This window comes from Cupriavidus sp. 291-E7, from assembly GCF_057798835.1.
Window position 1 is genome coordinate 77992 of sequence record NZ_JBYOJV010000002.1, and the last position, 25886, is coordinate 103877.

24 protein-coding genes are annotated in these 25886 nt (G+C 64.9%); 19 read left to right on the top strand and 5 right to left on the bottom strand.

Annotation, left to right across the window (positions count from 1 at the left end; all coding sequences use genetic code 11):
- Positions 1-16: 16 nt before the first annotated feature.
- The gene (nadA, locus tag AC3FLX_RS03275; RefSeq protein ID WP_488693845.1) at positions 17-1171 is read left to right on the top strand and encodes a quinolinate synthase NadA; all 1155 of its coding nucleotides are present in this window, start codon (positions 17-19) and stop codon (positions 1169-1171) included.
- The gene (gene nadC, locus AC3FLX_RS03280) at positions 1168-2031 is read left to right on the top strand and encodes a carboxylating nicotinate-nucleotide diphosphorylase (RefSeq protein WP_488693846.1); all 864 of its coding nucleotides are present in this window, start codon (positions 1168-1170) and stop codon (positions 2029-2031) included. Before nadA ends, nadC begins: the two co-directional genes overlap by 4 nt.
- 3 nt (positions 2032-2034) lie before the next feature.
- On the opposite strand, the gene nadB is transcribed toward nadC, so the two are convergent.
- The 3 genes from nadB to rpmB all read right to left on the bottom strand — a co-directional run bounded on the left by nadB (position 2035) and on the right by rpmB (position 4268).
- A complete protein-coding gene (gene nadB / locus AC3FLX_RS03285) occupies positions 2035-3651 on the bottom strand; it encodes an L-aspartate oxidase (protein ID WP_488693849.1) in 1617 nt (538 codons plus the stop codon).
- Between the two features lie 199 nt (positions 3652-3850).
- Positions 3851-4021 (bottom strand): 50S ribosomal protein L33, encoded by a 171-nt coding sequence (gene rpmG, locus AC3FLX_RS03290; RefSeq protein ID WP_029051226.1) that lies wholly within the window; start codon positions 4019-4021, stop codon positions 3851-3853.
- Between the two features lie 13 nt (positions 4022-4034).
- Positions 4035-4268, bottom strand: a complete 234-nt coding sequence (gene rpmB, locus AC3FLX_RS03295) for a 50S ribosomal protein L28 (RefSeq protein WP_008644908.1) — start codon at positions 4266-4268, stop codon at positions 4035-4037.
- 385 nt (positions 4269-4653) lie between these two features.
- On the opposite strand from rpmB, the gene AC3FLX_RS03300 reads away from it, so the two are divergent.
- The 7 genes from AC3FLX_RS03300 (at position 4654) to AC3FLX_RS03330 (ending at position 11848) form a co-directional block, all read left to right on the top strand.
- Complete coding sequence (locus tag AC3FLX_RS03300) at positions 4654-5139, top strand: FKBP-type peptidyl-prolyl cis-trans isomerase (protein WP_488693852.1); 486 nt, start codon at positions 4654-4656, stop codon at positions 5137-5139.
- The gene (gene ispH, locus AC3FLX_RS03305) at positions 5139-6131 is read left to right on the top strand and encodes a 4-hydroxy-3-methylbut-2-enyl diphosphate reductase (RefSeq protein ID WP_488693854.1); all 993 of its coding nucleotides are present in this window, start codon (positions 5139-5141) and stop codon (positions 6129-6131) included. Before AC3FLX_RS03300 ends, ispH begins: the two co-directional genes overlap by 1 nt.
- 661 nt (positions 6132-6792) lie before the next feature.
- Positions 6793-8001: a branched-chain amino acid ABC transporter substrate-binding protein gene (locus AC3FLX_RS03310; protein ID WP_488693856.1), complete on the top strand. Its 1209-nt coding sequence runs from the start codon at positions 6793-6795 to the stop codon at positions 7999-8001.
- A 219-nt stretch (positions 8002-8220) separates the two neighbouring features.
- Positions 8221-9156 carry a branched-chain amino acid ABC transporter permease gene (locus tag AC3FLX_RS03315; protein ID WP_124683376.1) on the top strand — a complete coding sequence of 312 codons (936 nt, stop codon included), beginning with the start codon at positions 8221-8223 and terminating at the stop codon, positions 9154-9156.
- Positions 9157-9169: 13 nt separating this feature from the next.
- Complete coding sequence (locus AC3FLX_RS03320) at positions 9170-10324, top strand: ABC transporter permease subunit (protein WP_488693858.1); 1155 nt, start codon at positions 9170-9172, stop codon at positions 10322-10324.
- Between the two features lie 13 nt (positions 10325-10337).
- Positions 10338-11114 (top strand): ABC transporter ATP-binding protein, encoded by a 777-nt coding sequence (locus tag AC3FLX_RS03325; RefSeq protein WP_488693860.1) that lies wholly within the window; start codon positions 10338-10340, stop codon positions 11112-11114.
- Between the two features lie 17 nt (positions 11115-11131).
- Positions 11132-11848: an ABC transporter ATP-binding protein gene (locus AC3FLX_RS03330; RefSeq protein ID WP_488693862.1), complete on the top strand. Its 717-nt coding sequence runs from the start codon at positions 11132-11134 to the stop codon at positions 11846-11848.
- 116 nt (positions 11849-11964) lie between these two features.
- On the opposite strand, the gene AC3FLX_RS03335 is transcribed toward AC3FLX_RS03330, so the two are convergent.
- Both AC3FLX_RS03335 and AC3FLX_RS03340 read right to left on the bottom strand, forming a co-directional pair.
- Positions 11965-13152: an acetylornithine transaminase gene (locus AC3FLX_RS03335; protein ID WP_488693863.1), complete on the bottom strand. Its 1188-nt coding sequence runs from the start codon at positions 13150-13152 to the stop codon at positions 11965-11967.
- Positions 13153-13413: 261 nt separating this feature from the next.
- On the bottom strand, positions 13414-14469 hold the full coding sequence (locus tag AC3FLX_RS03340; protein WP_488693865.1) for a CDP-6-deoxy-delta-3,4-glucoseen reductase: 1056 nt from the start codon (positions 14467-14469) through the stop codon (positions 13414-13416).
- Positions 14470-14479: 10 nt separating this feature from the next.
- On the opposite strand from AC3FLX_RS03340, the gene AC3FLX_RS03345 reads away from it, so the two are divergent.
- The 10 genes from AC3FLX_RS03345 to AC3FLX_RS03390 all read left to right on the top strand — a co-directional run bounded on the left by AC3FLX_RS03345 (position 14480) and on the right by AC3FLX_RS03390 (position 25884).
- Complete coding sequence (locus AC3FLX_RS03345; protein WP_488693867.1) at positions 14480-15511, top strand: NAD-dependent epimerase/dehydratase family protein; 1032 nt, start codon at positions 14480-14482, stop codon at positions 15509-15511.
- A gap of 356 nt (positions 15512-15867) precedes the next feature.
- Positions 15868-16827 (top strand): ABC transporter substrate-binding protein, encoded by a 960-nt coding sequence (locus tag AC3FLX_RS03350; RefSeq protein WP_488693869.1) that lies wholly within the window; start codon positions 15868-15870, stop codon positions 16825-16827.
- Positions 16828-16840: 13 nt separating this feature from the next.
- Positions 16841-17704 (top strand): ABC transporter permease, encoded by an 864-nt coding sequence (locus AC3FLX_RS03355; RefSeq protein ID WP_488693871.1) that lies wholly within the window; start codon positions 16841-16843, stop codon positions 17702-17704.
- Positions 17701-18480: an ABC transporter ATP-binding protein gene (locus AC3FLX_RS03360; protein ID WP_488693873.1), complete on the top strand. Its 780-nt coding sequence runs from the start codon at positions 17701-17703 to the stop codon at positions 18478-18480. The genes AC3FLX_RS03355 and AC3FLX_RS03360 overlap by 4 nt, the downstream gene beginning before the upstream one ends.
- Before the next feature lie 21 nt (positions 18481-18501).
- Positions 18502-19263, top strand: a complete 762-nt coding sequence (gene hutC, locus AC3FLX_RS03365; protein ID WP_488693874.1) for a histidine utilization transcriptional repressor HutC — start codon at positions 18502-18504, stop codon at positions 19261-19263.
- Positions 19264-19348: 85 nt separating this feature from the next.
- Positions 19349-20911, top strand: coding sequence for a histidine ammonia-lyase (gene hutH, locus AC3FLX_RS03370; protein ID WP_488693875.1), 1563 nt, complete (start codon positions 19349-19351; stop codon positions 20909-20911).
- A 59-nt stretch (positions 20912-20970) separates the two neighbouring features.
- Positions 20971-22674 (top strand): urocanate hydratase, encoded by a 1704-nt coding sequence (hutU, locus tag AC3FLX_RS03375; protein WP_488693876.1) that lies wholly within the window; start codon positions 20971-20973, stop codon positions 22672-22674.
- Positions 22674-23258, top strand: a complete 585-nt coding sequence (locus AC3FLX_RS03380) for a HutD/Ves family protein (RefSeq protein WP_488693877.1) — start codon at positions 22674-22676, stop codon at positions 23256-23258. Before hutU ends, AC3FLX_RS03380 begins: the two co-directional genes overlap by 1 nt.
- Positions 23255-24481, top strand: coding sequence for an imidazolonepropionase (gene hutI, locus AC3FLX_RS03385; RefSeq protein WP_488693878.1), 1227 nt, complete (start codon positions 23255-23257; stop codon positions 24479-24481). Before AC3FLX_RS03380 ends, hutI begins: the two co-directional genes overlap by 4 nt.
- Complete coding sequence (locus AC3FLX_RS03390; protein ID WP_488693879.1) at positions 24478-25884, top strand: formimidoylglutamate deiminase; 1407 nt, start codon at positions 24478-24480, stop codon at positions 25882-25884. The genes hutI and AC3FLX_RS03390 overlap by 4 nt, the downstream gene beginning before the upstream one ends.
- Positions 25885-25886 lie beyond the last annotated feature (2 nt).

Sequence of the window (25886 nt, forward strand, 5' to 3'; positions counted from 1 at the left end):
GAGGAGTACTGCAGAGATGACCCCACAATCGATCAAGACCGTCGAGTTCGAAAAACCGAACCTCGCGGACGCCGACAATGCCACCGGCGGTAGCTGCGTGGCCCACGCCTGGGCCAAGGTGCCTCCGGCGCTGACCCCCGACGAACGCAGCGCGTTGAAAGACCGTATCCGCGGGTTGCTCAAGGAGCGCAACGCGGTACTCGTGGCGCACTACTACGTTGACGCGGATCTGCAGGATCTGGCCGAGGAAACCGGCGGCTGCGTGTCCGATTCCCTGGAGATGGCGCGCTTCGGCCGCGATCACGAAGCACAGACGCTGGTGGTGGCCGGCGTGCGCTTCATGGGTGAGACGGCCAAGATCCTGAGCCCGGAAAAGACCATCCTGATGCCGGATCTCGATGCGACATGTTCGCTCGACCTCGGTTGCCCGGCCGACGAATTCACCGCGTTCTGCGATGCCCATCCGGACCGCACCGTGGTGGTCTATGCCAATACCAGTGCCGCCGTGAAGGCGCGCGCGGACTGGATGGTGACTTCCAGCATCGGCCTGAAGATCGTCGAGCACCTGCACGCTCGCGGCGAGAAAATTCTCTGGGCGCCCGACAAGCATCTGGGCAGCTACATCCAGAAGCAAACGGGCGCGGACATGCTGTTGTGGCAGGGCTCGTGCCTGGTGCATGACGAGTTCAAGGGTATCGAACTGGACCTCCTGCGCCGCGAGCATCCGAAGGCCAAGATTCTGGTGCATCCGGAATCGCCGGCCAACGTTGTGGAGCAGGCCGACGTGGTGGGTTCCACGAGCCAGCTGATCGCAGCCGCGCAGCAGCTCGACGCCAACGAATTCATCGTGGCGACCGACAACGGCATCCTGCACAAGATGCGCATGGCCGCGCCGGGCAAGATGTTCATCGAGGCCCCGACGGCCGGCAACAGCGCCACCTGCAAGAGCTGCGCGCATTGCCCGTGGATGGCCATGAACGCGCTGACCAACCTGGCCGAAGTCCTGGAGACCGGCCGCAACGAAATCCACGTCGATCCCGATATCGGCCGGCGTGCAGTCACCTGTATCGATCGCATGCTCGATTTTGCCGCGCAGCAGAAGGCCAATGTGCGTCCCGCCGCCGACCTGGCCAAGGAAGCCGCACTGTTCCAGGGAGTTGGTCCGGCATGAGCGTGAATCCGGTATTCGACAACTATGGCGCGGCGCTCAAGGCGGCGCTGGAAGCCAATGTGCGTGCCGCAATCGCCGAGGACGTCGGCAGCGGCGACCTGACCGGCCTGCTGGTGCCTGCTGACAAGGCTGTGCAAGCGCGCGTGATCGTGCGTGAGACGGCAGTGTTATGCGGCCGTCCGTGGTTCGAGGCCTGCATGAGGGCCGTCGACGAGCGGTTGCAAGTGAAGTGGCTCAAGGAAGAGGGCGCACGGATGGCGCCCGATGACGTGGTGTGCGAAATCACGGGTCCGGCCCGCGCGTTGCTGACCGCCGAGCGCCCGTCGCTGAACTTCCTGCAGTTGCTGTCCGGCGTGGCCACCGCTACGCGCCGCTACGCCGACCTGATTGCCGACACGCGTGCGCGCGTGCTCGATACACGCAAGACGTTGCCGGGTCTGCGGCTTGCGCAGAAGTATGCGGTAAAGGTTGGCGGTGGCGAGAACCAGCGCCTAGCCCTGTACGACGGCATCCTGATCAAGGAAAACCACATCGCCGCGGCGGGCAGCATCACGGCCGCGATGCAGGCGGCGCTGGCACTGGGTACCGATGCGTCGATCCAGATCGAGGTGGAGTCGATCGCGGAACTCGAAGAGGCGCTGGCGGCAGGTGCGAAGTCGGTGCTGATCGACAACTTCACACTCGAGATGATGCGTGAGGCCGTGGCGCTCAACCACGAGCGCGCACTGCTGGAAGTTTCGGGTGGCGTGAACTACGAAACGATCCGCAAGTTCGCCGAGACCGGCGTTGACCGTATCTCGGTGGGCGCGCTCACCAAGGATGTGCGGGCGACCGACTACTCGCTGCGCATCATCGGCTGACGTTCAGCCGGCCTTGTGCTGCCTGTGACGGGCCGCGCGGCCCGTCACAGGCTGCTGCACCGTCGGCAGCGCCTTGGGCAGGGTCTCCGGATAGTCGCGGCTGTAATGCAGCCCGCGACTTTCGTGGCGCGAGTACGCGCTATCAACGATCAGCGACGCCACTTCCACAAGATTGCGCAGTTCCAGCAGGTCGCGCGTGACGCGGAAGTTCGCGTAGTACTCGGCGATCTCCTCGCGCAGCAGGCCAATGCGATGCTGCGCGCGCTCCAGGCGCTTGTCCGTGCGCACGATGCCCACGTAGTTCCACATCATGCGGCGCAGCTCATCCCAGTTGTGCGACACCACCACTTCCTCGTCGGCGTCCGACACCCGGCTTTCGTCCCAGGCCGGCAGCGCGATGTCCGGCGCGCCGGACTTGCCTTGCGAGGCGATGTCGGTGGCGGCCGCCTGGCCGATGACCATGCATTCGAGCAGCGAGTTGGATGCCAGGCGGTTTGCGCCGTGCAGGCCCGTGCAGCCCGTCTCACCCACGGCGTACAGGTTGCCGATGTCGGTGCGTCCGGCGGTGTCTGTGACCACGCCGCCGCAGGTGTAGTGCGCGGCGGGCACGACCGGAATCGGCTCGCGGGCGATATCGATGCCAAGCTCCAGGCAGCGTGCGTGGATCGTGGGGAAGTGTTCCTTCAGGAACGACTCGGGCTGATGCGTGATATCGAGGTAGACGCAGTCGAGGCCGCGCTTTTTCATTTCGAAGTCGATCGCTCGGGCCACCACATCACGCGGTGCCAGCTCGGCGCGTTCGTCATGGTCGAGCATGAAGCGGGTGCCGTCCGGCAGCCTCAGCAGGCCGCCTTCGCCACGCACCGCCTCCGAAATCAGGAAGGATTTTGCGTACGGGTGGTACAGGCAGGTCGGGTGGAACTGGATGAATTCCATGTTCGCCACGCGGCATCCCGCGCGCCAGGCCATTGCAATGCCGTCACCGGTAGCTGTATCGGGATTGGTCGTATAGAGGTAGACCTTGCCGGCGCCCCCGGCGGCCAGCACCGTATGTGTGGCCGTGATAGTGCGCACTTCGTCGGTGGCCACATCAAGAACGTACAGGCCGTAGCAACGGTTGCCCGCCAGTCCCAGCTTGGCCGATGTGATCAGGTCGATGGCGAACTGGTCTTCCAGGATCGTGATGTTCGGATGGTTGCGCGCCTGCTCGGCCAGCGTGGTCACCACGGCGTGGCCCGTGGCATCGGCCGCGTGGATGATGCGCCGGCGGCTATGGCCACCCTCGCGCGTCAGATGGAAACCCAGTTCGGCCTGATCGTCGCGCGTGAACGGCACGCCGCGGTCAATCAGCCATTGGATCGCTTCCCGCCCATGCTCGACGATGAAGCGCGTCGCGTCCTCGTCGCAAAGCCCCGCGCCGGCTATGAGCGTGTCCTGAGTGTGCTCGTCATGACTGTCGCCGGAGTCGAGCACCGCCGCGATGCCGCCCTGTGCCCAGTCGCTGGCTCCCGTCGTCATGGCGCGTTTGCTGAGGATGACAACCCGGTGGGTATCGGCCAGCTGCAGCGCGACGGTAAGGCCGGCCAGACCGCTGCCGACAATCGCGACATCGAAGTTCATGGTGCAGGGGATCGCTTTTGGGGCGAAAGCGTGAGGGGGAAAGCTGGGAAGTCTACACCGGCTTGCCATAAATCTGACATCTCTCCCTTGTCAGACAAGGGTTGGCGGGCACAGGGGCAGCAGCGCCCACCACCATCCGTGCGCCCAAATGCAAAAAGCCCCGCAATTGCGGGGCTTTCGGCTGAAGACCAACGATCAATTACTTGATCTTGGTTTCCTTGTAAGGCACGTGCTTACGGGCGATGGGATCGAACTTCGAGATCTCCATCTTTTCCGGCATGGTGCGCTTGTTCTTGGTGGTCGTGTAGAAATGACCGGTACCCGCGGTCGATTCCAGCTTGATCTTGTCGCGTCCGCCTTTGCTGGCCATGATTTACTCCTTATTAGACTTCGCCGCGTGCGCGCAGGTCTGCGAGCACGGCGTCGATGCCTTTCTTGTCGATCAGGCGCAGACCGGCGTTCGAGACGCGCAGGCTCACCCAGCGGTTTTCCGATTCAACGAAGAAGCGGCGGTTCTGCAGATTGGGCAGAAAACGGCGCTTGGTCTTGTTGTTTGCGTGGGAAACGTTGTTGCCGACCATCGGCGCTTTCCCGGTCACTTGACAGACGCGTGCCATGAAGCACTCCTAAATCTTATTCGTGGACAATGTTCGCAACAGATCAACAAAAGGCGCGCGGGCCCGGACTGCAGCGGATTGGTACTTCAGCGAAACGAACATTATAGACCGGAAACGAGCGGCGAATCAATGCCTTCCGATAGATTCGGAAGCGGGCTGTTGCGCCGTGCCGCCTGCGTCACGTGGCGTGACGCCCGGAAGCCGGTCCTGCTCTGTGCGCCCCGCGCACTAACGCGGAGCGGGCCACACTTTAATAGCGGCGCCGGCGCCTGTCCAGTCCGGCGTGGGCGGCCGACTTTGACGATTTCCCGCACGCGGGCACGGGCGTACCCGGCGCCGGACGGTCCAGTCGCATACAATGGCGGCTGTTGACCGGTTGACTCCCATGACTTTGCAAACTACTTCGGCGCAGGCCGGCGCCGCTGGCGCGTCCGCGCGCAAGACCGTTCAGGTCGATTCCTTCCTGACGCTTCACTACAGTATCGCCCTCGAGAACGGCACCGAAGTGGTGAGCACGTTCGAGGAAAAGCCGGCCACGTTGCTGCTGGGCCAGGGCCAACTGGCGCCCACGCTGGAGCAGGCGCTGCTGGGCATGCCCGAAGGCGACCGCACCACGTACCGCCTGGATGCCGATCACGCATTCGGCCCGCGCAATCCTGAATTGTTGCAGTGGGTCTCGCTGGCCACGCTGCGCGAGAACAGCGAAGAGGAATACACGCCTGGCGATCTCGTCGAATTCAACGCGCCTGGCGGCGGCAAGTACGCCGGTGTGCTGAAGGAATACGGCGATACGGCGGCGCTCTTCGATTTCAACCACCCGCTGGCCGGACAGACGATCCTGTTCGACGTCCAGCTGATCGGAATTCTCTGATGTCTGCCGTGGCGATGGAACGCAGCATGACCGAACTCACTACCTCTGCCGAAGCCGAGATCCTGATGGCGCAGCCGCGTGGCTTCTGCGCCGGCGTGGACCGTGCAATCGAAATCGTCGAACGCGCGCTGTCGCTGTTTGGTGCGCCGATCTACGTGCGCCACGAGATCGTGCACAACGCCTACGTTGTGGCCGACCTGCGCAAGAAGGGCGCGATCTTCATCGATGAACTCGAAGAAGTGCCGGCCGGCTCGACGGTCATTTTCAGCGCGCACGGCGTGTCGAAGGAAGTGCGGGCGGATGCCACGCGCCGCGGCCTGACCGTGTTCGATGCCACCTGCCCGCTGGTGACCAAGGTCCACGTCGAAGTGAGCAAGATGCGCGCCGAAGGCTGCGAAATCATCATGATCGGCCACAAGGGGCACCCCGAAGTGGAAGGCACGATGGGCCAGTCCGAGCGGGGCATGCTGCTGGTGGAGTCGGTCGAGGACGTCAACCGCCTCGCGGTTGCCGACCCGGCGCAACTGGCCTACGTCACGCAGACCACGCTGTCGGTGGACGAGACCGCCGAAATCGTGGCCGCGCTCAAGGCTCGCTTTCCGCAGATCCGCGAGCCGAAGAAGCAGGACATCTGCTATGCCACGCAGAACCGCCAGGACGCCGTGAAGTTCATGGTGCCGCAGGTGGAGGTCGTGATCGTGGTGGGCAGCCCGAACAGCTCGAACTCGAACCGCCTGCGCGAACTGGCTGACCGCCTGGGCGTGCCGGCCTACATGGTTGACGATCCCGAGCAGCTCAAGCCCGAGTGGGTTGCCGGTAAGCGCCGCATCGGCCTGACCGCCGGGGCTTCGGCGCCCGAGGCCCTGGCCCAGGCTATCGTCGAGCGCCTGCGTACGTTCGGCGTCAAGAGCGTGCGCGCGCTGGAAGGTGTGGAAGAAAACATGTCGTTCCCGCTGCCGCGCGGCCTGGCCAGCGTATCGGTCCAGTCCTGACGCCTCCCTCCTCGCATCCCGTCTTTTCCGAACGCCGCTGGCATCCCGCCAGCGGCGTTCGCGTCTGAAGCCCTCCCGCACTTCCGCCCGCCGTGGCTGACCGCCGGTTGCACCGCAGTGGTGCCTCGGGTTTTACCCTGACCGCATACATTTCAAAGCGTCCACGCACGGGGTAATGCACGGTACAAAGCCCATTTGAGCCGATTATCCGATTGGTGGCTGTATGAACACGCAGACAATATCAGGGTAATCCCGCAGAGTGGGGTTTTCCCTATTATGGTGCGGCGCTACATTCTGCACATTAGAGTAGGTGCCAGTTATTTCGAATGAAATACCTAATTAATAGGAAAGTATTATAGGTGGCGCCGGGAAGGCTTAAATCATGGCGTAAGCGCCTCTACAGGCGCAGCAGGCATGATTCTTGAAAGCGTTGAAGACGGGTCTGCCAAGTGGGCGGAGATTGCCCCAATCTGTGCATTGGGGAAATTCCCTAGCTCATTTGGCGGGTAAATGGTTCAGGTTGTTGCGTCGCGTATTGCATCCGTAAAGAAAGGGGATACAATGCGCGCGTTTCAAATTGAAACTAAACAAAGGCGGTCCAGGGAATACGTCCGGGAGGCGTAGTTATTTCCCTGTTTTTGTGAATCCTAGGAGATCACTCATGCAATTCACGTTTGCCAAGATTCTGCCGATCGCGGCCGCTGTGGCGCTGGTCGCTGCATGTGGCAAGAAGGAAGAAAAGCCGGCTGATGCGGCAGCATCTGCACCGGCAGCCGCCGCGGCGCCCGCCGCTGCAGGTGGTGGTGAAACCGTCATCAAGATCGGCCACGCTGCGCCGCTGACCGGCGGTATCGCGCACCTTGGCAAGGACAACGAAAACGGCGCTCGCCTGGCCGTCGAGGAAGTGAACAAGACCGGTCTGGAGATCGGCGGCAAGAAGATCAAGCTGGAACTGGTGGGCGAAGACGACGCAGCCGATCCGAAGACCGGTACCGCCGTGGCGCAGAAGCTGGTCGACGCCAAGGTCGTGGCCGTCGTGGGTCACCTGAACTCGGGCGTCTCGATCCCGGCTTCGAAGATCTACAGCGATGCTGGCATCGTGCAGATCTCGCCGTCGTCGACCAACCCTGACTACACGAAGCAAGGCTTCAAGACCACGTATCGCGTGGTGGCCACCGACGCCCAGCAGGGTCCGGCCCTGGCCAACTACGCCGCCAAGAGCCTGCACGCCAAGAGCGTGGCCATCGTTGACGATGCCACCGCCTACGGCAAGGGTCTGGCCGACGAGTTCGAGAAGACCGCGAAGGCTGCTGGCGTGAACGTTGTGGCACGTGAAGCCACCAACGACAAGGCCACCGACTTCAAGGCCATTCTGACCAAGATCAAGGGCAAGAAGCCGGACGTGATCATGTACGGCGGCATGGACGCCACCGGCGGTCCGTTCGCCAAGCAGGCCAAGGAACTGGGCATCTCGTCGAAGATCGTCGGCGGTGACGGCGTCTGTACCGACAAGGTGGCCGAACTGGCTGGCGATGCGGTGAGCAACATCATCTGCTCGGAAGCTGGCCTGGCCCTGTCCAAGATGGAAACCGGCGCTGACTTCGAGAAGCGCTATCAGGCACGTTTCAACTCGCCGGTGCAGATCTATGCACCGTTCACCTATGACGCCGTCATGGTGATCGTCGATGCCATGAAGCGCGCCGGCTCGACCGAACCGGCTGCCATCCTGGCCGAAATGCCCAAGACGAACTACAAGGGCGTGATCGGCAACATCGCCTTCGATGAGAAGGGCGACATGAAGGAAGGCACCATCACGCTGTACGAGTACAAGGACAAGAAGAAGTCCGTCCTCGACGTCGTGAAGATGTAATCTGGGCTTACCGGCCCGATCGAACGGCACCGTGAGTACCTTGCGGTGCCGTTCTTTTTAGTCTCGCCAACGTGTTATCAGCATCCTTATCATGGATGGAACAGGGCGGGCAGCACACCAGCAACCTGACTACAAACCTACCCGACCTATCCAACATTACCGTCCCTTCCGCGGCATCCACACCATGCCAACCGGAGCGGGGCTGAAGCAGGAGTTTTCATGGATATCTTTATCCAGCAGATCGTGAACGGTCTGGTGCTCGGCAGCATCTACGCGCTGATCGCACTGGGCTACACCATGGTCTACGGCATTCTGGGCATCATCAACTTCGCTCACGGCGACGTCCTGATGATTGGCGCGCTGACCGCTTTGTCGGCAATCATGGGGCTGCAGAAATTTGCCCCCGGCCTGCCCGAATGGCTGACGCTGGTGATCGCAACGCTGATCGCCATGCCCGTCTGCGCAGTGCTTGCCTATACGATTGAACGCGTGGCCTACCGGCCGTTGCGCAATGCGCCGCGTCTCGCTCCGCTGATTACCGCGATCGGTGTATCGATCATCCTCCAGACGATGGGGATGCTGATCTGGTCGCGCAACCCGCTGACGTTCCCGCAGCTGCTGCCTTCGGAACCGATCGACATCGGCTCCACCGGCGCCACCATCACCGGCAAGGAAATGGTCATCATCGGCCTGGCCGTGATGGTCATGGCAGGCCTGCTGGCCCTGGTGAACCGCACCAAGCTCGGCCGCGCGATGCGCGCCACCGCCGAGAACCAGAAGGTCGCGGGCCTGATGGGCGTGAACCCCAACTTCGTGATTTCGGCCACGTTCATGATCGGCGCCACGCTGGCGGCGCTGGCTGGCGTGATGATGGCCACCAACTACGGTAACGCCCACTTCTACATGGGCTTCATCCCCGGCCTGAAGGCGTTCACCGCCGCGGTGCTGGGTGGCATCGGCAACCTGGCCGGCGCTATGGTCGGCGGCATGCTGCTGGGCCTGATCGAAGCACTGGGCGCCGGCTACATCGGCGACCTGACCAATGGTGTGTTCGGTTCGAACTACCAGGACGTGTTTGCGTTCATCGTGCTGATTACCGTACTTGTGTTCCGTCCGTCCGGCATCATGGGCGAACGTGTTGCCGACCGCGCCTGAGGGGAGAGAATCCATGAATACTCCGATTCCATCCACGGCCGTCGCGGCACCGTCGCGTGTCCCGGCCAAGACCCTGGCGGCCTTGCTGGCCTTCCTGGTCGTGGCGCTGTGCGCGCCGTTCTTCGTCCAGACCTTCGGCGGCAACTACTGGGTGCGCGTGCTGGACTTCGCGCTGCTCTACATCATGCTGGCGCTGGGCCTGAACATCGTGGTCGGCTTTGCGGGCCTGCTTGACCTGGGCTACATCGCGTTCTACGCGGTGGGCGCCTACAGCATGGCGCTGCTCGGTTCGCCGCACCTGGCCAACCAGTTCGAGTGGATCCACCAGCTCTTTCCGAACGGCCTGCATCTGACGATGTGGCTGGTGCTGCCCTGCGCGGTGCTGATCGCGGCCACGTTCGGTGTGCTGCTGGGAGCGCCGACGCTGAAGCTGCGCGGCGACTACCTGGCCATCGTGACTCTGGGCTTCGGCGAGATCATCCGGATCTTCATGAACAACCTGGATCGTCCGCTGAACATCACCAACGGCCCCAAGGGGATCACGGCGGTGGACCCGGTGCACATCTTCGGCTTCGACTTCTCGAAATCGCACGAGATCTTCGGGATGAAGTTCACGCCGGTGTTCATGTACTACTACCTGCTGGTGTTCCTGGTCATCGTGATCGTGTTCATCTGCCTGCGACTGCAGAACTCGCGTATCGGCCGCGCCTGGGTTGCCATCCGTGAAGACGAAATCGCGGCCAAGGCGATGGGCATCAACACCCGCAACATGAAGCTGCTGGCCTTCGCGATGGGTGCATCGTTCGGCGGCGCCTCGGGTGCGGTGTTCGGCGCGTTCCAGGGCTTTGTGTCGCCGGAATCGTTCACGCTGTGGGAATCGATCTACATCCTGGCCATCGTGGTGCTGGGCGGTATGGGCCACATCCCGGGCGTGATCCTGGGCGGCATCCTGCTGGTGGGTTTCCAGGAACTGCTGCGCGTGGTGGCGGAACCGATGCAGACCGGCCTGTTCGGCCACGTCATCATCGACGCCGAAGTGCTGCGCCAACTGCTGTTCGGTCTGGCTCTGGTGGGCGTGATGCTGTATCGCCCGGCCGGTATCTGGCCGTCGCCTCGCAAGGAAGACCGCCCGGTGGTGCGTCGTCCCGGCAGCGTGGGCCGTTTCTGAACAGGAGGACAACATGAGCAATTCCGATTTCCTTCTGTCCGTACAGGGGGTCAACAAGCGATTCGGCGGCCTGCAGGCGCTGTCCGAAGTGGGTCTGCAGATCAAGCCCGGTGAAATCTATGGCCTGATCGGCCCGAACGGCGCCGGCAAGACCACGTTCTTCAACGTGATCACGGGCCTGTACACGCCGGATTCCGGCGAGTTCGTGCTCGGTGGCAAGCCGTACCAGCCCACCGCCGTGCACGAGGTGGCCAAGACCGGCATCGCGCGTACGTTCCAGAACATCCGCCTGTTCGGCGAGATGACCGCGCTGGAGAACGTGATGGTGGGCCGCCATGTGCGGACCAAGGCCGGCCTGTTCGGCGCCGTGTTCCGCCCGCCTTCGGTGCGCCGCGAGGAAGAGGGCATCGAGGACATGGCCCACGACCTGCTCGACTACGTGGGCATTGGCAAGTACGCCAACTTCACGTCGCGCAACCTGTCGTACGGTCACCAACGCCGTCTTGAAATCGCCCGCGCACTGGCCACCGAGCCGAAGCTGCTGGCGCTGGACGAACCGGCGGCCGGCATGAACGCCACCGAAAAGGTGGAGTTGCGCGGCCTGTTGGAAAAGATCAAGAACGATGGCAAGACCATCCTGCTGATCGAACACGATGTGAAGCTGGTGATGGGCCTGTGCAACCGTCTGACGGTGCTGGACTACGGCAAGGTCATCGCGCAGGGCCTGCCGCATGAAGTCCAGAGCAATCCTGCCGTGATCGAGGCTTACCTCGGCGCATCGGCGCACTGAGGCGGGAGAGAAGCAACATGACACAGACGATTCTTAAGATTGCCGGCCTGAAGGTGGCCTACGGCGGCATCCAGGCCGTCAAGGGCGTGGATCTGGAGATCCAGGACGGCGAACTCGTGACGCTGATCGGTGCCAACGGTGCCGGCAAGACCACGACCATGAAGGCCATCACCGGCCTGCAGGGCTGGGCCGGTGGCGACGTGCAGTACATGGGCAAGTCCATCAAGGGCGTGCCCAGCTACACGCTGCTCAAGCAGGGCCTGGCGATGGTGCCGGAAGGCCGCGGCGTGTTCGCGCGCATGACGATCACCGAGAACCTGCAGATGGGTGCGTACACGCGCAACGACGAGGCCGGTATCAAGGCTGACATCGATCGCATGTTCGAAACCTTCCCGCGCCTGAAGGAGCGTGCCAACCAGCTGGCCGGCACGATGTCGGGTGGCGAGCAGCAGATGCTGGCGATGGCGCGTGCGCTGATGAGCCAGCCGAAGCTGCTGTTGCTGGACGAGCCGTCGATGGGTCTCTCGCCGATCATGGTCGAGAAGATCTTCGAAGTGGTGCGTACCGTGTCGTCACAGGGCGTGACCGTGCTGCTCGTGGAGCAGAATGCGCGCCTGGCGCTGCAGGCCGCTCACCGCGGCTACGTGATGGAGTCTGGCCTGATCACGATGAGCGGCGACGCCAAGCAGATGCTGGACGACCCGAAGGTGCGGGCAGCCTATCTGGGCGAGTAATCGCCCGGAGGATGTTCTCGCCTCTGCCGCACGGCGGGGGAGGCGAGCAGACAGCCAGTGCTTCAAAAGAAAAACGCCTCGCAACCGCGAGGCGTTTTTTATTGTGCCGCCGGAAATCAGGCCAGCTTCTTCAGCAGTTCGCGCAGCATGCCGATCATCTGGTCGATCTCTTCGCGCGTCACGTTCAGTGCCGGCATGAAGCGCAGCAGGCTCGGGCGCGGTGCGTTCAGCAGCAGGCCGGTCGGGTTCATTTCGCGGGCTTCTTCCACGATCTGCGGGCCGATATCCTTGTTCAGCACCAGCGCGCGCAGCAGGCCTTCGCCACGCTCGCCGCCCAGGCCGAATTCGGCGGACAGCGCCAGCAGTTGCTCGCGCAGGTACTCGCCCTTGGCCTTCACGTCGTCCAGAAAGCCCGGCGCGGTCAGCTGCGACATCACCGAGCTGCCCACGGCGGTCATCAGCGGGTTGCCGTTGTACGTGCCGCCTTGGTCGCCGGCCTCGAAGCTGGCCACGTCCGCCTTGCACAGCAGCGCGGACAGCGGCACGCCGCCGCCGATGCCCTTGCCCAGCGTCATGATGTCCGGCTCCACGCCCGACAGTTCGTACGCGAACAGCGTGCCGCAGCGGCCGCAGCCGGTTTGCACTTCATCGACGATGAACAGCAGCTTGTGCTTGTCGGCCAGTGCGCGCAGGCCCTGCATGAATTCGCGGCTGGCGGGAATCACGCCGCCTTCGCCCTGAACCGGCTCCAGCATGATGCCGACGGTCTTGTCGGTGATCAGCTTTTCCACCGATTCCAGATTGTTCAGTTCGGCCTTCGGAAAGCCCGGTACCTGCGGCGCGAAGATCGTGTCCCAGCCGGCCTTGCCCGACGCGCTCATGGTCGCCAGCGTGCGGCCGTGGAAGCTGTGGTCCATCGTGATGATCTCGTAGGCGCCGTTCTTGTGCTTGCGGCCCCATTTGCGCGCCAGCTTGATCGCGCCTTCGTTGGCTTCCGCGCCGCTGTTGGCGAAGAACACCTTGTCGAAGCAGCTATTGTCGGTGAGCTGTTGCGCCAGCTTCAGCATCGGCTCGTTGTAGAAGGCCGGGCTGGGGTTCAGCAGCTTGCGCGCTTGCTTCTCCAGCGCCTCGATCATGCCTTCGTTCGAGTGACCCAGTGCGTTGACGGCCCAGCCTTGCACGAAGTCCAGGTAGCGCTTGCCGTTATGGTCCGTCAGCCACGAACCCTTGCCTTCGGTGAAGACCAGTTCGGGGCGGTTGGTGATGTACATCAGCGATTGGACGGGATACTCAGCAAATGCCATGGCGGACTCCTGGGGTCGGCATGAAACGATGGACGGACAAAAGCAAAAAGCCACGGGGGTTGCCCGTGGCTTGTTGACCTGAACAGACGCTGTCTACGGTCAGCCGCGCGGCACCCCGGAGGGGAGCAACGTACGAGCGCGGCGTCGGATCAAGGCGGTGTTCATGGCGGCCAATATAAGACGCATGCGTCCGGGTGTCAAAGCGAAATTTGGCAGACCCGGGTGGCATTGTTGTGTCGGCGGAACGGCAGCGCGGCGCGATCAGGCCGCGCCGGCCGGGTGCAGATCGGCCTCGGACGTGAACGAATCGGCAAAGAACGCGTCCTCGTGCAGCTTGCACTGGGCCGAGAAATCGGTGCGCGCGGCGTTGACCATGACCGGTGCGCCGCAGGCATAGACCTCGTGGTCCGACAGGTCCGGATGGTCGGCCATCACGGCCTGGTGGACAAAGCCGGTGCGGCCCGCCCAGTTGTCCTCGGCGCGGGCGTCGGACACCACCGGCACGTACTTGAAGTTCGGCAGGTCGCGTGCCCATTGCTCGCACAGCGCGTGCATGTACAGGTCGGCCGGACGGCGGCCGCCCCAGTACAGCGTCATCGGGCGCGTGATACCGGTGTAGGCGGCATGCTCGACGATGGCCTTGATCGGCGCGAAGCCGGTACCGGAGGCCAGCAGGATGATCGGCTTGTCCGATTCCTCGCGCAGGAAGAAGCTGCCCAGCGGACCCTCGAAGCGCAGGATGTCGCGCTCCTTCATGGCCGGCATGCCTTCCTTGGCGCCAAACACGTAGTCGGTGAATGCGCCGCCGGGCATGTGGCGGATGTGCAGTTCGATCGGGCCTTCCTCATGCGGCGGCGTGGCGATCGAGTAGCTGCGGCGCTTGCCGTCGCGCAGCAGGAATTCCACGTACTGGCCGGCCAGGAACTGCATGCGCTCGGTGGCGGGCAGTTGCAGCTTGACCGAGATGACGTCGTCGGCCAGCCGTTCCATCGTGCTCACGCGGCACGGAATCTTCTTGATGGGGATGTCGCCGGCGCCATGCACCTCGCGGCATTCGATCGTGATGTCCGAGGTGGCATTGGCGCAGCAGAACAGGGCGCGGCCCTCGGTCTTTTCCTGCGCTGTCAGCGCGGACGCGGCGTGGTCGCCCTGTTGGATCGTGCCTTCGACGACGCGGCCCTTGCAGGACCCGCAGGCGCCGTTCTTGCAGCCGTAGGGCAGGCCGATGCTATGGCGCAGCGCGGCGCCCAGGATGGTTTCGTCGGCAGCCACTTCGAACTTGTGGCCACTCGGCATGACGGTAACTTGATAAGCCATAATCGGGTCTATGAACCAAATTCTGTCGCCGCAAGCGGCGTTGTCTTCCCCACGGGGCGTTCGGCATCGGCGGCTGGGCCGTCCGCGCCTGCTGATCGTCGGCTGCGGCGATGTTGGCACCCGCATCCTGCGCGAGCTGGCCACGCGCATGCGCGTGTTCGCCGTCACTTCGCAACCCGCTCGCAAGGCCGAGTTGCGCGCGGCCGGCGCGGTGCCGCTGGTGGCCGACCTGGACCGGCCCGCCACACTGGCGCGGCTGTCACGGCTGGCGGACCGGGTCATCGACCTGGCGCCGCCGCCCGGGCTGGGCAACGGCGATCCGCGCACACGTGCCTTGCTCGGCGCCTTGCGGCGCACGGCCTGGCGCCGGACGCGCGCCGCGCGTTCTGGCACCGGTTCCGGCGAGGCCGCCATTCTACCCGAGCGGGGCTGGCACCGCGCGTTTGCGGTGCCCGGCCGTGCCCCGGCCGCGGGCGCCTTTGTCTATGCCAGCACCACCGGCGTCTACGGCGACCGCGGCGGCGCGCGCGTGCAGGAATTCCACGCGGTACGTCCCCAGACTGCGCGCGCCCGCCGGCGCGTGGCGGCGGAATCGGCGGTGCGTGCCTTTGGCCGCGACGCCGGCTGGCGGGCCAGCATCGTGCGGATTCCCGGCATCTATGCCGAAGACCGGCTGCCGGTGGCACGTCTGAACAAGGGCACGCCGGCGCTGGCGCCGCAGGACGATGTTTATACCAGCCATATCCATGCCGACGACCTGGCGCGCGCCATGATCGCGGCGCTCTGGCGCGGCCGTCCGCAGCGCGTGGTGCATGCCAGCGACGACACCGAACTGCGCATGGCCGACTACTTCGACCTCGTGGCAGACCGCAAGGGGCTGCCGCGCCCGCCGCGCATCACCCGGCAGCAGGCGCGCGACACCATCGACCCCACGCTCCTGAGCTTCATGAGCGAGTCCCGCCGGCTGGACAACCGCCGGCTCAAGCGCGAACTGCGGCTGCGTTTGCGTTACCCCACCGTCACTTCCTTCTTCGATCGCTGATTGCTGCCCTCGGGCGGGGGCGATGCGAGGCGCGCCCCCGCCAACCATCCCCGCTGGCACACCGATTGCGTCACAGTCCGGCCAAGCTTCCTGTATAGACAAGATGGTGCGCGCGACATCACCGGCGTCGACCGGTAAATGCGCTTTAGTGCATCGTGGTATCGCGCTGCACTAAAAATGCGCGTCATGCGGGGGATTCCGGATGCCGCACATGTACGATCCCTCAGGTAAACCCCGGATTTGACTTGTATATACAGGATTGCTAGATTGCCCGTCAGGCCGAGCGCGGTACAGCGCCGCCCTGGTCCAGGAGACGGGACCGACATCCAAGAACGACCCCATCGGGAGCCGACAGCATGAAGCTGCACCGCCGCGCCGCATTGACCTTTTCCGCTTTTGCCCTTGCCACGGTGGCCGCCACCACGGCCCACGCCCAGAACACGCCGGTCGCCATTGGCATGAGCGGCTGGACCGGCTTCGCGCCGCTTTCGCTGGCCGACAAGGCCGGCATCTTCAAGAAGCATGGCGTGGACGTGGAAATCAAGATGATTCCGCAGAAGGACCGGCACCTCGCGCTGGCTTCGGGCGCGATCCAGTGCGCGGCCACGACGGTGGAAACCCATGTGGCATGGAATGCCAACGGCGTGCCGATCACGCAGATCGTGCAGCTCGACAAATCCTACGGCGCGGACGGCCTGGCCGTGCGCGGTGACGTAAAAACCTTTGCCGACCTGAAGGGCAAGACCATCGGTGTCGATGCACCAGGCACGGCGCCGTACTTCGGGCTGGCCTGGATGCTGAAGAAAAACGGCATGACCCTGAAAGACGTCAAGCTGACCACACTGTCGCCGCAAGCGGCGGCGCAGGCTTTTGTGGCCGGTCAGAACGACGGCGCGATGACCTACGAGCCGTACCTGTCGACGGTGCGCGCGAATCCGGACAAGGGCAAGATCCTGGCCACCACGCTCGATTACCCGATGGTGACCGATACGCTCGGCTGCGCGCCGAAATGGCTCAAGGACAATCCCAAGGCCGCGCAGGCGCTGGTCGACAGCTACTTCGAAGCGCTTGAGATGATCCGCAAGGAACCCGAGAAGTCCAACGAGCTGATGGGGTCGGCGGTCAAGCAGACCGGCGAGCAGTTTGCCAAGTCGTCGGCGTACCTGCGCTGGCAGGACAAGTCGGCAAACCAGAAATTCTTCTCGGGCGAGCTGGCCAGCTTCAGCAAGGAGGCGGCCGACGTGCTCAAGGAGATCGGCGTGATCCGCCAGGTGCCCGATGTGACGGCGATCTATGACGCCCGATACCTCAAGTAAGCGGGAGGCATCCATGTCGCAAGCCTCTACCACCACGCGCGCGCCAGCGCCGATCGTCGCCGCGGCGGCGGATCGTGCGCCGCGTGCCCGCCATCCGTGGCTCTCGCCACTGGTGCCGGTGTCTTCGCAAATCCGCTGGATGCTGGGCCTGTCGTTCTTTGCCTTGTTCTTTGGCATCTGGGCCATCGCCACGCTGGGCGGGTTCGTGCCGCGCACGTTCCTGGCCGATCCGCTGACGATGGCCAACGAAGGCTGGCTGCTGTTCACGCAGTACGGCTTCATTGGCGATATCGGCATGACCGTGTGGCGCGTGGTCGGTGGCTTCGTGCTGGCCGCGGTGCTGGCAGTGCCGCTGGGCATCTTCATGGGCGCGTACAAGGCGGCGGAGGCGTTCTTCGAGCCGTTCGTGTCGTTCTGCCGCTACCTGCCCGCGTCCGCGTTCATTCCGCTGCTGATCCTGTGGGCCGGTATCGGCGAAACGCAGAAGCTGCTGGTGATCTTCATCGGCTCGTTCTTCCAGATCGTGCTGATGGTGGCGGTCACGGTGGGCGGCGCACGCAAGGACCTGGTCGAGGCCGCCTACACGCTGGGCGCCACGCCGCGCGGCATCGTGCGCCGCGTGCTGATTCCGGGTGCCGCGCCCGAGATTGCCGAGACACTGCGGCTGGTATTGGGCTGGGCCTGGACCTACGTGATCGTGGCCGAGCTGATCGGTTCGTCGTCGGGCATCGGGCACATGATCACCGACAGCCAGGCGCTGCTGAACACCGGGCAGATCATCTTCGGCATCATCGTCATCGGCTGCATTGGGCTGGTGTCCGATCTGGTCTTCAAGCTGGCCAACCAGCGCCTGTTTCCGTGGAGTTCGATCAAATGAGCGCGCTGTCGATCCAGCAGGTCTCCCGTACGTTCGAGAATCCGCGCGGCGGCAGCACGCAAGCGTTGCTGCCGGTCGATTTCGAAGTGCGCGACAACGATTTCGTGACGATCCTCGGGCCGTCGGGCTGTGGCAAATCCACGCTGCTGCGCATCGTGGCCGGGCTGGATACGCCCAGCGGCGGTCGCGTGCTGCTCGATGGCCAGCCCGTGGCCGGGCCGGGCGCCGATCGCGGCATGGTGTTCCAGTCCTACACGTTGTTCCCGTGGCTGACGATCGAGCAGAACGTGCGCTTTGGCCTGCGCGAGCGCGGCATGAGCGTGGCGGAACAGAAGGAGCGTAGCGACTTCTTTATTGCCCGCGTGGGTTTGCGGGGCTTCGAGCAGCACTATCCGAAGCAGCTTTCCGGCGGCATGCAGCAGCGCACGGCGATTGCGCGCGCGCTGGCCAACGATCCGAAGATCCTGCTGCTCGACGAGCCGTTCGGCGCGCTGGACAACCAGACGCGCGTGCTGATGCAGGAGCTGCTGCTCGGGATCTGGGAGTCGCACCGCAAGACGGTATTATTCGTGACGCACGATATCGACGAGGCCATTTTCATGGCCAACCGCGTGGCGGTGTTTTCCGCGCGGCCCGGTCGGATCAAGAGCGAAATCGCGGTGGACTTTGCCCATCCGCGCCACTACACGATCAAGACATCGCCTGAGTTCTCCGCGCTCAAGGCCCGGCTCACCGAGGAGATTCGCGCCGAGGCCCTGGCTTCGGCCGAGCATTGAACGGGCGACCCGCAACAGGCCATGAATCAGTCCGCCAACCCGGCACCTTCCTCATCCAACGCACCGGCTGCGCTGTACCAGCAGGTCAAGGAATACATCGCGCGCCAGATCCAGAGCGGCGCGTGGCAGCCCGGCGACCGCGTGCCGTCCGAGCAGGAACTGGTGAACCGCTTCTCGGTGTCGCGCATGACGGTCAACCGTGCATTGCGCGAGCTGTCGGAGCAGGGCCGGGTGGTGCGCGTGGCCGGCGTGGGCACGTTCGTGGCCGAGCACAAGCCGCAGTCGACGCTGCTGTCCGTGGTCAACCTGCAGGACGAGATTCGCATGCGCGGCCACGACTATGCGTGCGACGTGATCCTGGTGGAGCGGGTTTCCGCATCGATCGAAGTGGCGGCCGCGCTGGAGCTGCGCACGGGCGAATCGGTGTTCCACTCGATCTGCATCCACCGCGAGGACGGCGTGCCGGTACAGCTTGAGGATCGCTATGTGAACCCGCGCGTGGCGCCCGATTTCATCACGCAGGATTTTGCCGATACGCAGCCGGGCGAGTACCTGCTGCGCAACGTGCCTTATGACCAGGTGGAGCATGTTGTCGATGCCATCGCCGCGACGGCCGAGCAGGCCGTGCAGCTGGAGATGCCGCCGACGCAACCCTGCCTGCTGCTGACACGCCGCACCTGGACCAACGGCGTGCCCGTAACGTTCGTGCGCTGCCTGCATCCGGGCAACCGGTACCGGCTGGGCAGCCGTTTTCGCGCCGACGGCAATCCCGCCTTCGGCTAGAACAGTTACCTGAGGCCAGTCAAAAGCTGGCCATCAGGTTTATTTTTCGACTAACCTGTATAGACAGGAACATACAAGATTGAAGATGACCCAAGATTCCCGCTCCCTCCTGACCCTGAACCCCGGCCACGTATCGCTCGACGACCTGCGCCGCATCTATCGCGGTGAAGTTAGCCTGAACATGGCGGACTCCGCCTGGGCCGGCGTACGTGCCGCCCAGGCCACCGTGCAGGACATCATCGATGCGGATGCCGTGGTCTACGGCATCAATACCGGCTTCGGCAAGCTGGCGCAGTCGCGCATCGCCCACGACAAGCTGGCCGAGCTGCAACGCAACCTGGTGCTGTCGCACAGCGTGGGCACCGGTGCCGATCTGCCGGCCGATACGGTGCGCCTGATTCTGGCGATCAAGGCCGTCAGCCTGGCGCGCGGCCATTCGGGCGTGCGGCCCGAACTGATCGACGCGCTGCTGGCGCTGGCCAACAACGGTGTGACGCCGTGCATCCCGGCCAAGGGCTCGGTCGGTGCATCGGGCGATCTCGCGCCGCTGGCCCATATGTCGTGCACGCTGATCGGCGTGGGCGACGTGATGATCGATGGCCGCCGTGTACCGGCCGCGCAGGGTCTGGCCCATGCGGGACTCGACGCCTTCACGCTGGGACCGAAGGAAGGGCTGGCGCTGCTCAACGGCACGCAGGTATCGACGGCGCTGGCGCTGGCCGGTCTCTTCGCCGCCGAGGATGCCTTCGCGGCCGGCCTTGTGGCGGGCGCCCTGTCGCTCGAAGCGATCAAGGGTTCGGTGAAGCCGTTCGATGCGCGCATCCATGAAGCGCGCGGGCAGGTCGGCCAGATCGCCGTGGCCGGCGCGGTGCGCGCAATGCTCGATGGCAGCGAGATCGTCGACTCGCACAAGACCTGCGGCCGGGTGCAGGACCCGTACTCGATCCGCTGCCAGCCGCAGGTGATGGGCGCCTGCCTGGACAACCTCAGCCACGCCGCGCGCGTGCTGCGTATCGAAGCCAACGCGGCATCGGACAACCCGCTCGTGTTCTCCGAACAGGGCGATGTGGTGTCCGGCGGTAACTTCCACGCCGAACCGGTGGCCTTTGCCGCCGACATCATCGCGCTGGCCATCGCCGAGATCGGCGCCATTTCCGAGCGCCGCCTGGCGCTGCTGCTCGATACGGGCCTGTCCGGCCTGCCGCCGTTCCTGGTGCGCGATGGCGGCCTGAACTCGGGCTTCATGATTGCCCAGGTCACCGCGGCGGCGTTGGCATCGGAGAACAAGTCGCTGGCGCATCCGTCCAGCGTGGACAGCCTGCCGACCTCCGCCAATCAGGAAGATCACGTGTCGATGGCCACCTACGGCGCGCGCCGCCTTGGCGATATGGCCGCCAACACGGCGGTGATCGTCGGCATCGAGGCAATGGCCGCCGCGCAGGGCATTGAATTCCACCGTCCGCTGAAGTCCTCGCCGCTGGTGGAGCAGGAACTGGCCCGCATTCGCGGCCGCGTGGACTTTGTGGAATCGGACCGCTATCTCGCGCCCGATATCGAAGCGATGAAGCAATGGGTGGTGCAGGGCGATGCCGGCGCCGGCTGGCCCGACGCGGTCAGGAGCATCCTGCCGACGAACGTAGCGGTCTGACGCGCCAGCGGCGCCAGACCGAAACCGTATTGAACACACGAACAGACGCGAGACACACCATGAACGCCAACGAACACCAATTCACCGACACCCAGCGCGGCCAGCGCGAGATCCGCGCCCCGCGCGGCAACCAGCTGCACTGCAAGAACTGGCTGATCGAAGCCGCCTACCGCATGATCCAGAACAACCTCGATCCCGAGGTGGCGGAGCGCCCGCAGGACCTCGTGGTCTACGGCGGCATCGGCAAGGCCGCGCGCAACTGGGAATGCTTCGACGCCATCCTGGACAGCCTGCGCCGCCTGGGCGAGGACGAATCGCTGCTGGTGCAGTCGGGCAAGCCGGTGGGCGTGTTCCGCACCCATGCCGATGCGCCGCGCGTGCTGATCGCCAACTCCAACCTGGTGCCGCACTGGGCCACCTGGGACAAGTTCAATGAACTCGATCGCGCCGGCCTGATGATGTACGGCCAGATGACGGCGGGTTCGTGGATCTACATCGGCACGCAGGGCATCGTGCAGGGCACGTTCGAAACCTTCGTGGAAGCTGGCAACCAGCACTACAACGGCGACCTCACCGGCCAGTGGATTCTGACGGCGGGTCTGGGCGGCATGGGCGGCGCGCAACCGCTGGCCGGTGTGCTGGCGGGTGCCTGCGTACTGGCGATCGAATGCCAGGAATCGCGTATCGACTTCCGCATCCGCACGCGCTATCTGGACAAGAAAGCGACCACGCTCGACGAAGCGCTGGCGATGATCGAAGACGCGACGAAGAAGGGCGAGGCGATTTCGGTGGGCCTGCTCGGCAACGCCGCCGAAATCGTGCCCGAACTCGCGCGCCGTGCGAAGGCCGGTGGCATGCGTCCGGACATCGTGACCGACCAGACCTCGGCGCACGATGTGATCAACGGCTATCTGCCCGAGGGCTGGACGGTCGAACAGTGGGAAGACCTGCGCGTGCGCGACCCCAAGGCGGTGGAAGCGGCGGCGCGCCAATCGATTGTCAAGCACGTGCAGGCCATGCTGGCCTTCCAGCAGATGGGCGTGCCGACGGTGGACTACGGCAACAACATCCGCCAGGTGGCCTTCGAGGAAGGCGTCAAGAATGCGTTCGACTTCCCGGGCTTCGTGCCGGCCTATATCCGTCCGCTGTTCTGCCGCGGCAAGGGGCCGTTCCGCTGGGTGGCGCTGTCGGGCGACCCGGAGGACATCTACAAGACCGATGCCAAGATGAAGGAGCTGTTCCCGGACGACAAGCCGTTGCACCGCTGGCTGGACATGGCGCGTGACCGCATCGCGTTCCAGGGCCTGCCGTCCCGCATCTGCTGGGTTGGTCTCGACGAACGCCATCGCGCTGGCCTGGCTTTCAACGAGATGGTGAAGAGTGGCGAGCTCAAGGCGCCGGTGGTGATCGGGCGCGATCACCTCGACTGCGGCTCGGTGGCATCGCCGAACCGTGAAACCGAAGCCATGCGCGACGGTTCCGATGCTGTGTCCGACTGGCCGCTGCTCAACGCGCTGCTGAACACCGCCGGTGGAGCCACGTGGGTGAGCCTGCATCATGGTGGCGGCGTGGGCATGGGCTTCTCGCAGCATTCGGGCGTGGTGATCGTCTGCGACGGCACCGACGCGGCGGCCAAGCGCGTCGAGCGCGTGCTTTGGAATGATCCGGCAACGGGCGTGATGCGCCATGCCGATGCGGGCTACGACATTGCCATCGATTGCGCGAAGGAGAAGGGTCTGGACCTGCCGATGGTGAACCGCTGATGACGCTCACGAAGTTCGCGCTGGACGCGATCACGCCCACGCCGTGGAAGAACGGCGGCGGCACCACGCGCGAGATCGCCGTGTGGCCGCCGGGCGCCGGCATGGACACGTTCGTCTGGCGCATCAGCGTGGCCGATATCGCCACGGACGGACCATTTTCGGCATTCCCGGGCATCGACCGGCAGATCGTGCTGATCGATGGCGCGGGCGTCCACCTGCAGGCCCATGACGATTCGTTCGGCCACCGGCTGGTGCGCGTGGGCGAGCCGTTCCCGTTTTCCGGCGACACCGCCGTGCATGCCACGCTGGTGGATGGCCCGACGCGTGACTTCAATGTGATGACGCGCCGCGACCGCTGCCGCGCGGAAGTCCGACTGATGCGGCAGCCCTTCACCGCGGTGCCCGCCGACGCCACCGAGCTGTTGCTGGCATTGCGCGGTAGCTGGGACACCAGCGCCGGGCAGCATCTGTCGGCCGGGGAGGGCATACTGATGCCCGCCGGCACGGCGGCCGTCACGTTGTATCACTCCGAACTTTCCGCGCTGTGCCTGCGCGTGATTTTGCATATGGAGCGGGATCGATGAACATCCACGACGCGCCATCCGCCGACGGCGTCTGGCATCACTGCCATCTGCTGCCCGATGGCGACCCTGAGCGCGCCATCCGCGACGGTGCGCTGGTGATCGAACATGGCCGCATTGCATGGCTCGGCGCGATGGCCGATCTGCCGGGCAACTTTGCCCACCTTGACCGGCACACCTGCGACGGTGCGTGGATCACTCCCGGCCTGGTCGATTGCCATACCCACCTGGTCTATGGCGGCCAGCGTGCCGACGAATTTGCGATGCGGCTGGCGGGTGCCAGCTACGAGGAGATCGCGCGGGCCGGCGGCGGCATCGTGTCGACCGTGCGCGCCACGCGCGAGGCCGACGAAGCCACGCTGTTCGCGCAGTCCGCCGTGCGGCTGCAGGCGTTGCTTGCGGAAGGCGTGACTGCCATCGAGATCAAGTCTGGCTATGGGTTGTCGCTCGAAGCCGAGCGCAAGCAACTGCGCGTGGCATGTCAGCTCGGCGAGGTCTACGGTGTGACCGTGCACACGACATTCCTTGGCGCACATGCGTTGCCGCCGGAATACGCGGGCCGCGCCGACGACTACATCGACCTGGTCTGCAACACGATGCTGCCGGCGCTGGCCGAGGAAAAACTCGTCGACGCGGTGGATGCGTTCTGCGAAGGCATCGGCTTTTCGCCCGCGCAGACCGGGCGGGTGTTCGACGCCGCCGCGCGTCACGGCCTGCCCGTCAAGCTCCACGCCGAGCAGCTGAGCAACCTGGGCGGCGCGGCGCTGGCGGCGCGGCATCGCGCACTGTCGGCCGATCATCTCGAACATCTGGACGAAGCCGGTGTGGCGGCGATGGCCGAAGCCGGCACGGTGGCGGTATTGCTGCCGGGTGCCTACTATTTCCTGCGGGATACCCATCTGCCCCCGTTGGCGCTGCTGCGCCAGTACGGCGTGCCGGTGGCGATCTCCACCGATCACAATCCGGGCACGTCGCCCACTACATCGCTGCTGCTGATGATGAACATGGCCTGTACGTTGTTCCGCATGACGGTGCCTGAGGTGCTGGCAGGCGTGACCACGCATGCGGCGCGCGCGCTCGGGGCCGCGGATCGGCACGGACGCCTTGCCGTGGGCCGTGCCGCCGATTTCGCGCTCTGGCGCGTGGCGTCGCCTGCCGAGCTGGCGTACTGGTTCGGCCGCAACCCGTGTGCTGGCGTGGTACGGCAGGGGAGGGTGTTCCGATGAGTGGCGGCCAACTGTTCGCGGCCCACGCGCTGCTGCCGCAAGGCTGGGTGCGCGATGTGCTGCTGGCCTGGGATGCGGATGGCGTGTTCACGACGATCCAGCCAGGTGCCGTGCCGGACGCGGCGACGCCGCAAGCGGCTGGGCCCGTGTTGCCGGGTATGCCGAATCTTCATTCGCATGCATTCCAGCGTGGCTTTGCGGGGCTGACCGAATACCGCAGCGTGTCGCCCGACGACGATCCTGCCGGTGGCGACTCGTTCTGGAGCTGGCGCACGCTGATGTATCGCTTCGCGCTGCGCCTGAACCCCGATGCGCTCGAAGCCATCGCCACGCAGCTCTATATCGAGATGCTGCGCGCCGGGTACACCAGCGTGTGCGAGTTCCACTACGTCCATCATGACCCGGACGGCAAGCCGTACGCCGATCGCGCCGAGATGTCACTGCGCCTGTTGCGCGCCGCGCAGCAGGCCGGTATCGGCATGACGCTGCTGCCCGTGCTGTACCAGACGGCCGGATTCGGCGGAAAGCCCGCTCAGCACGACCAGCGCCGTTTCCTGAACGACACCGATGCCATGCAGGCCTTGCTGGAAAAGCTGGCGCCGCACTGCGCCGCCTATGGAGCACGGCTGGGCCTGGCACCGCATTCGCTGCGCGCGGTGCCGCCCCGCAGCCTTACGCATGCCGTTGCCGCGCTACACGCGATGGATGCCACCGCGCCAGTGCATATCCATATCGCCGAGCAGCAAAAGGAAATCGACGATTGCCTGGCATCGACGGGCGTACGCCCCGTGGAATGGCTGCTCGACCATGTCCCCGTCGATGCGCGCTGGTGCCTGGTACATGCCACGCACATGGACTGGGATGAACGGCGCCGGCTGGCCCATAGCGGCGCCGTGGCCGGCATCTGTCCGACCACCGAAGCCAATCTTGGCGACGGCGTATTCGACGCCGCGCCTTATATGGCGCAGCACGGATGGTGGGGTATCGGATCGGACAGCCATGCCAGCGTCAGCGTGGCCGAGGAACTGCGCACGTTCGAATACGGACAGCGCCTGGGTTTGCAGCGCCGCAACGTGCTGGCGTCGCAAGCGCACCCGCAGGTGGCCGACCGGCTCTGGCTCGATGCCGTGGCGGGCGGTGCGCGCGCGGCGGCGCGGCCCGTGGCGGGACTGGCCGCCGGCCAGCGCGCCGACTTCCTGGTGCTGGATGGCCAGCATCCGACCCTGGCCGGGCTGGACGGCGCCCACGCGCTGGCTACTTACGTGTTCGCCAGCCACGGACATGAGACACTAGCGGAAGTTCGTACGGGCGGCACGTGCCGCGTGCAGCACGGCGTGCATCCCCAGCAGGCGGATGCCGGCCGGTTGTTTGCCGAGGCGCGTGCGCGTCTGCTGGCGGACTGAAG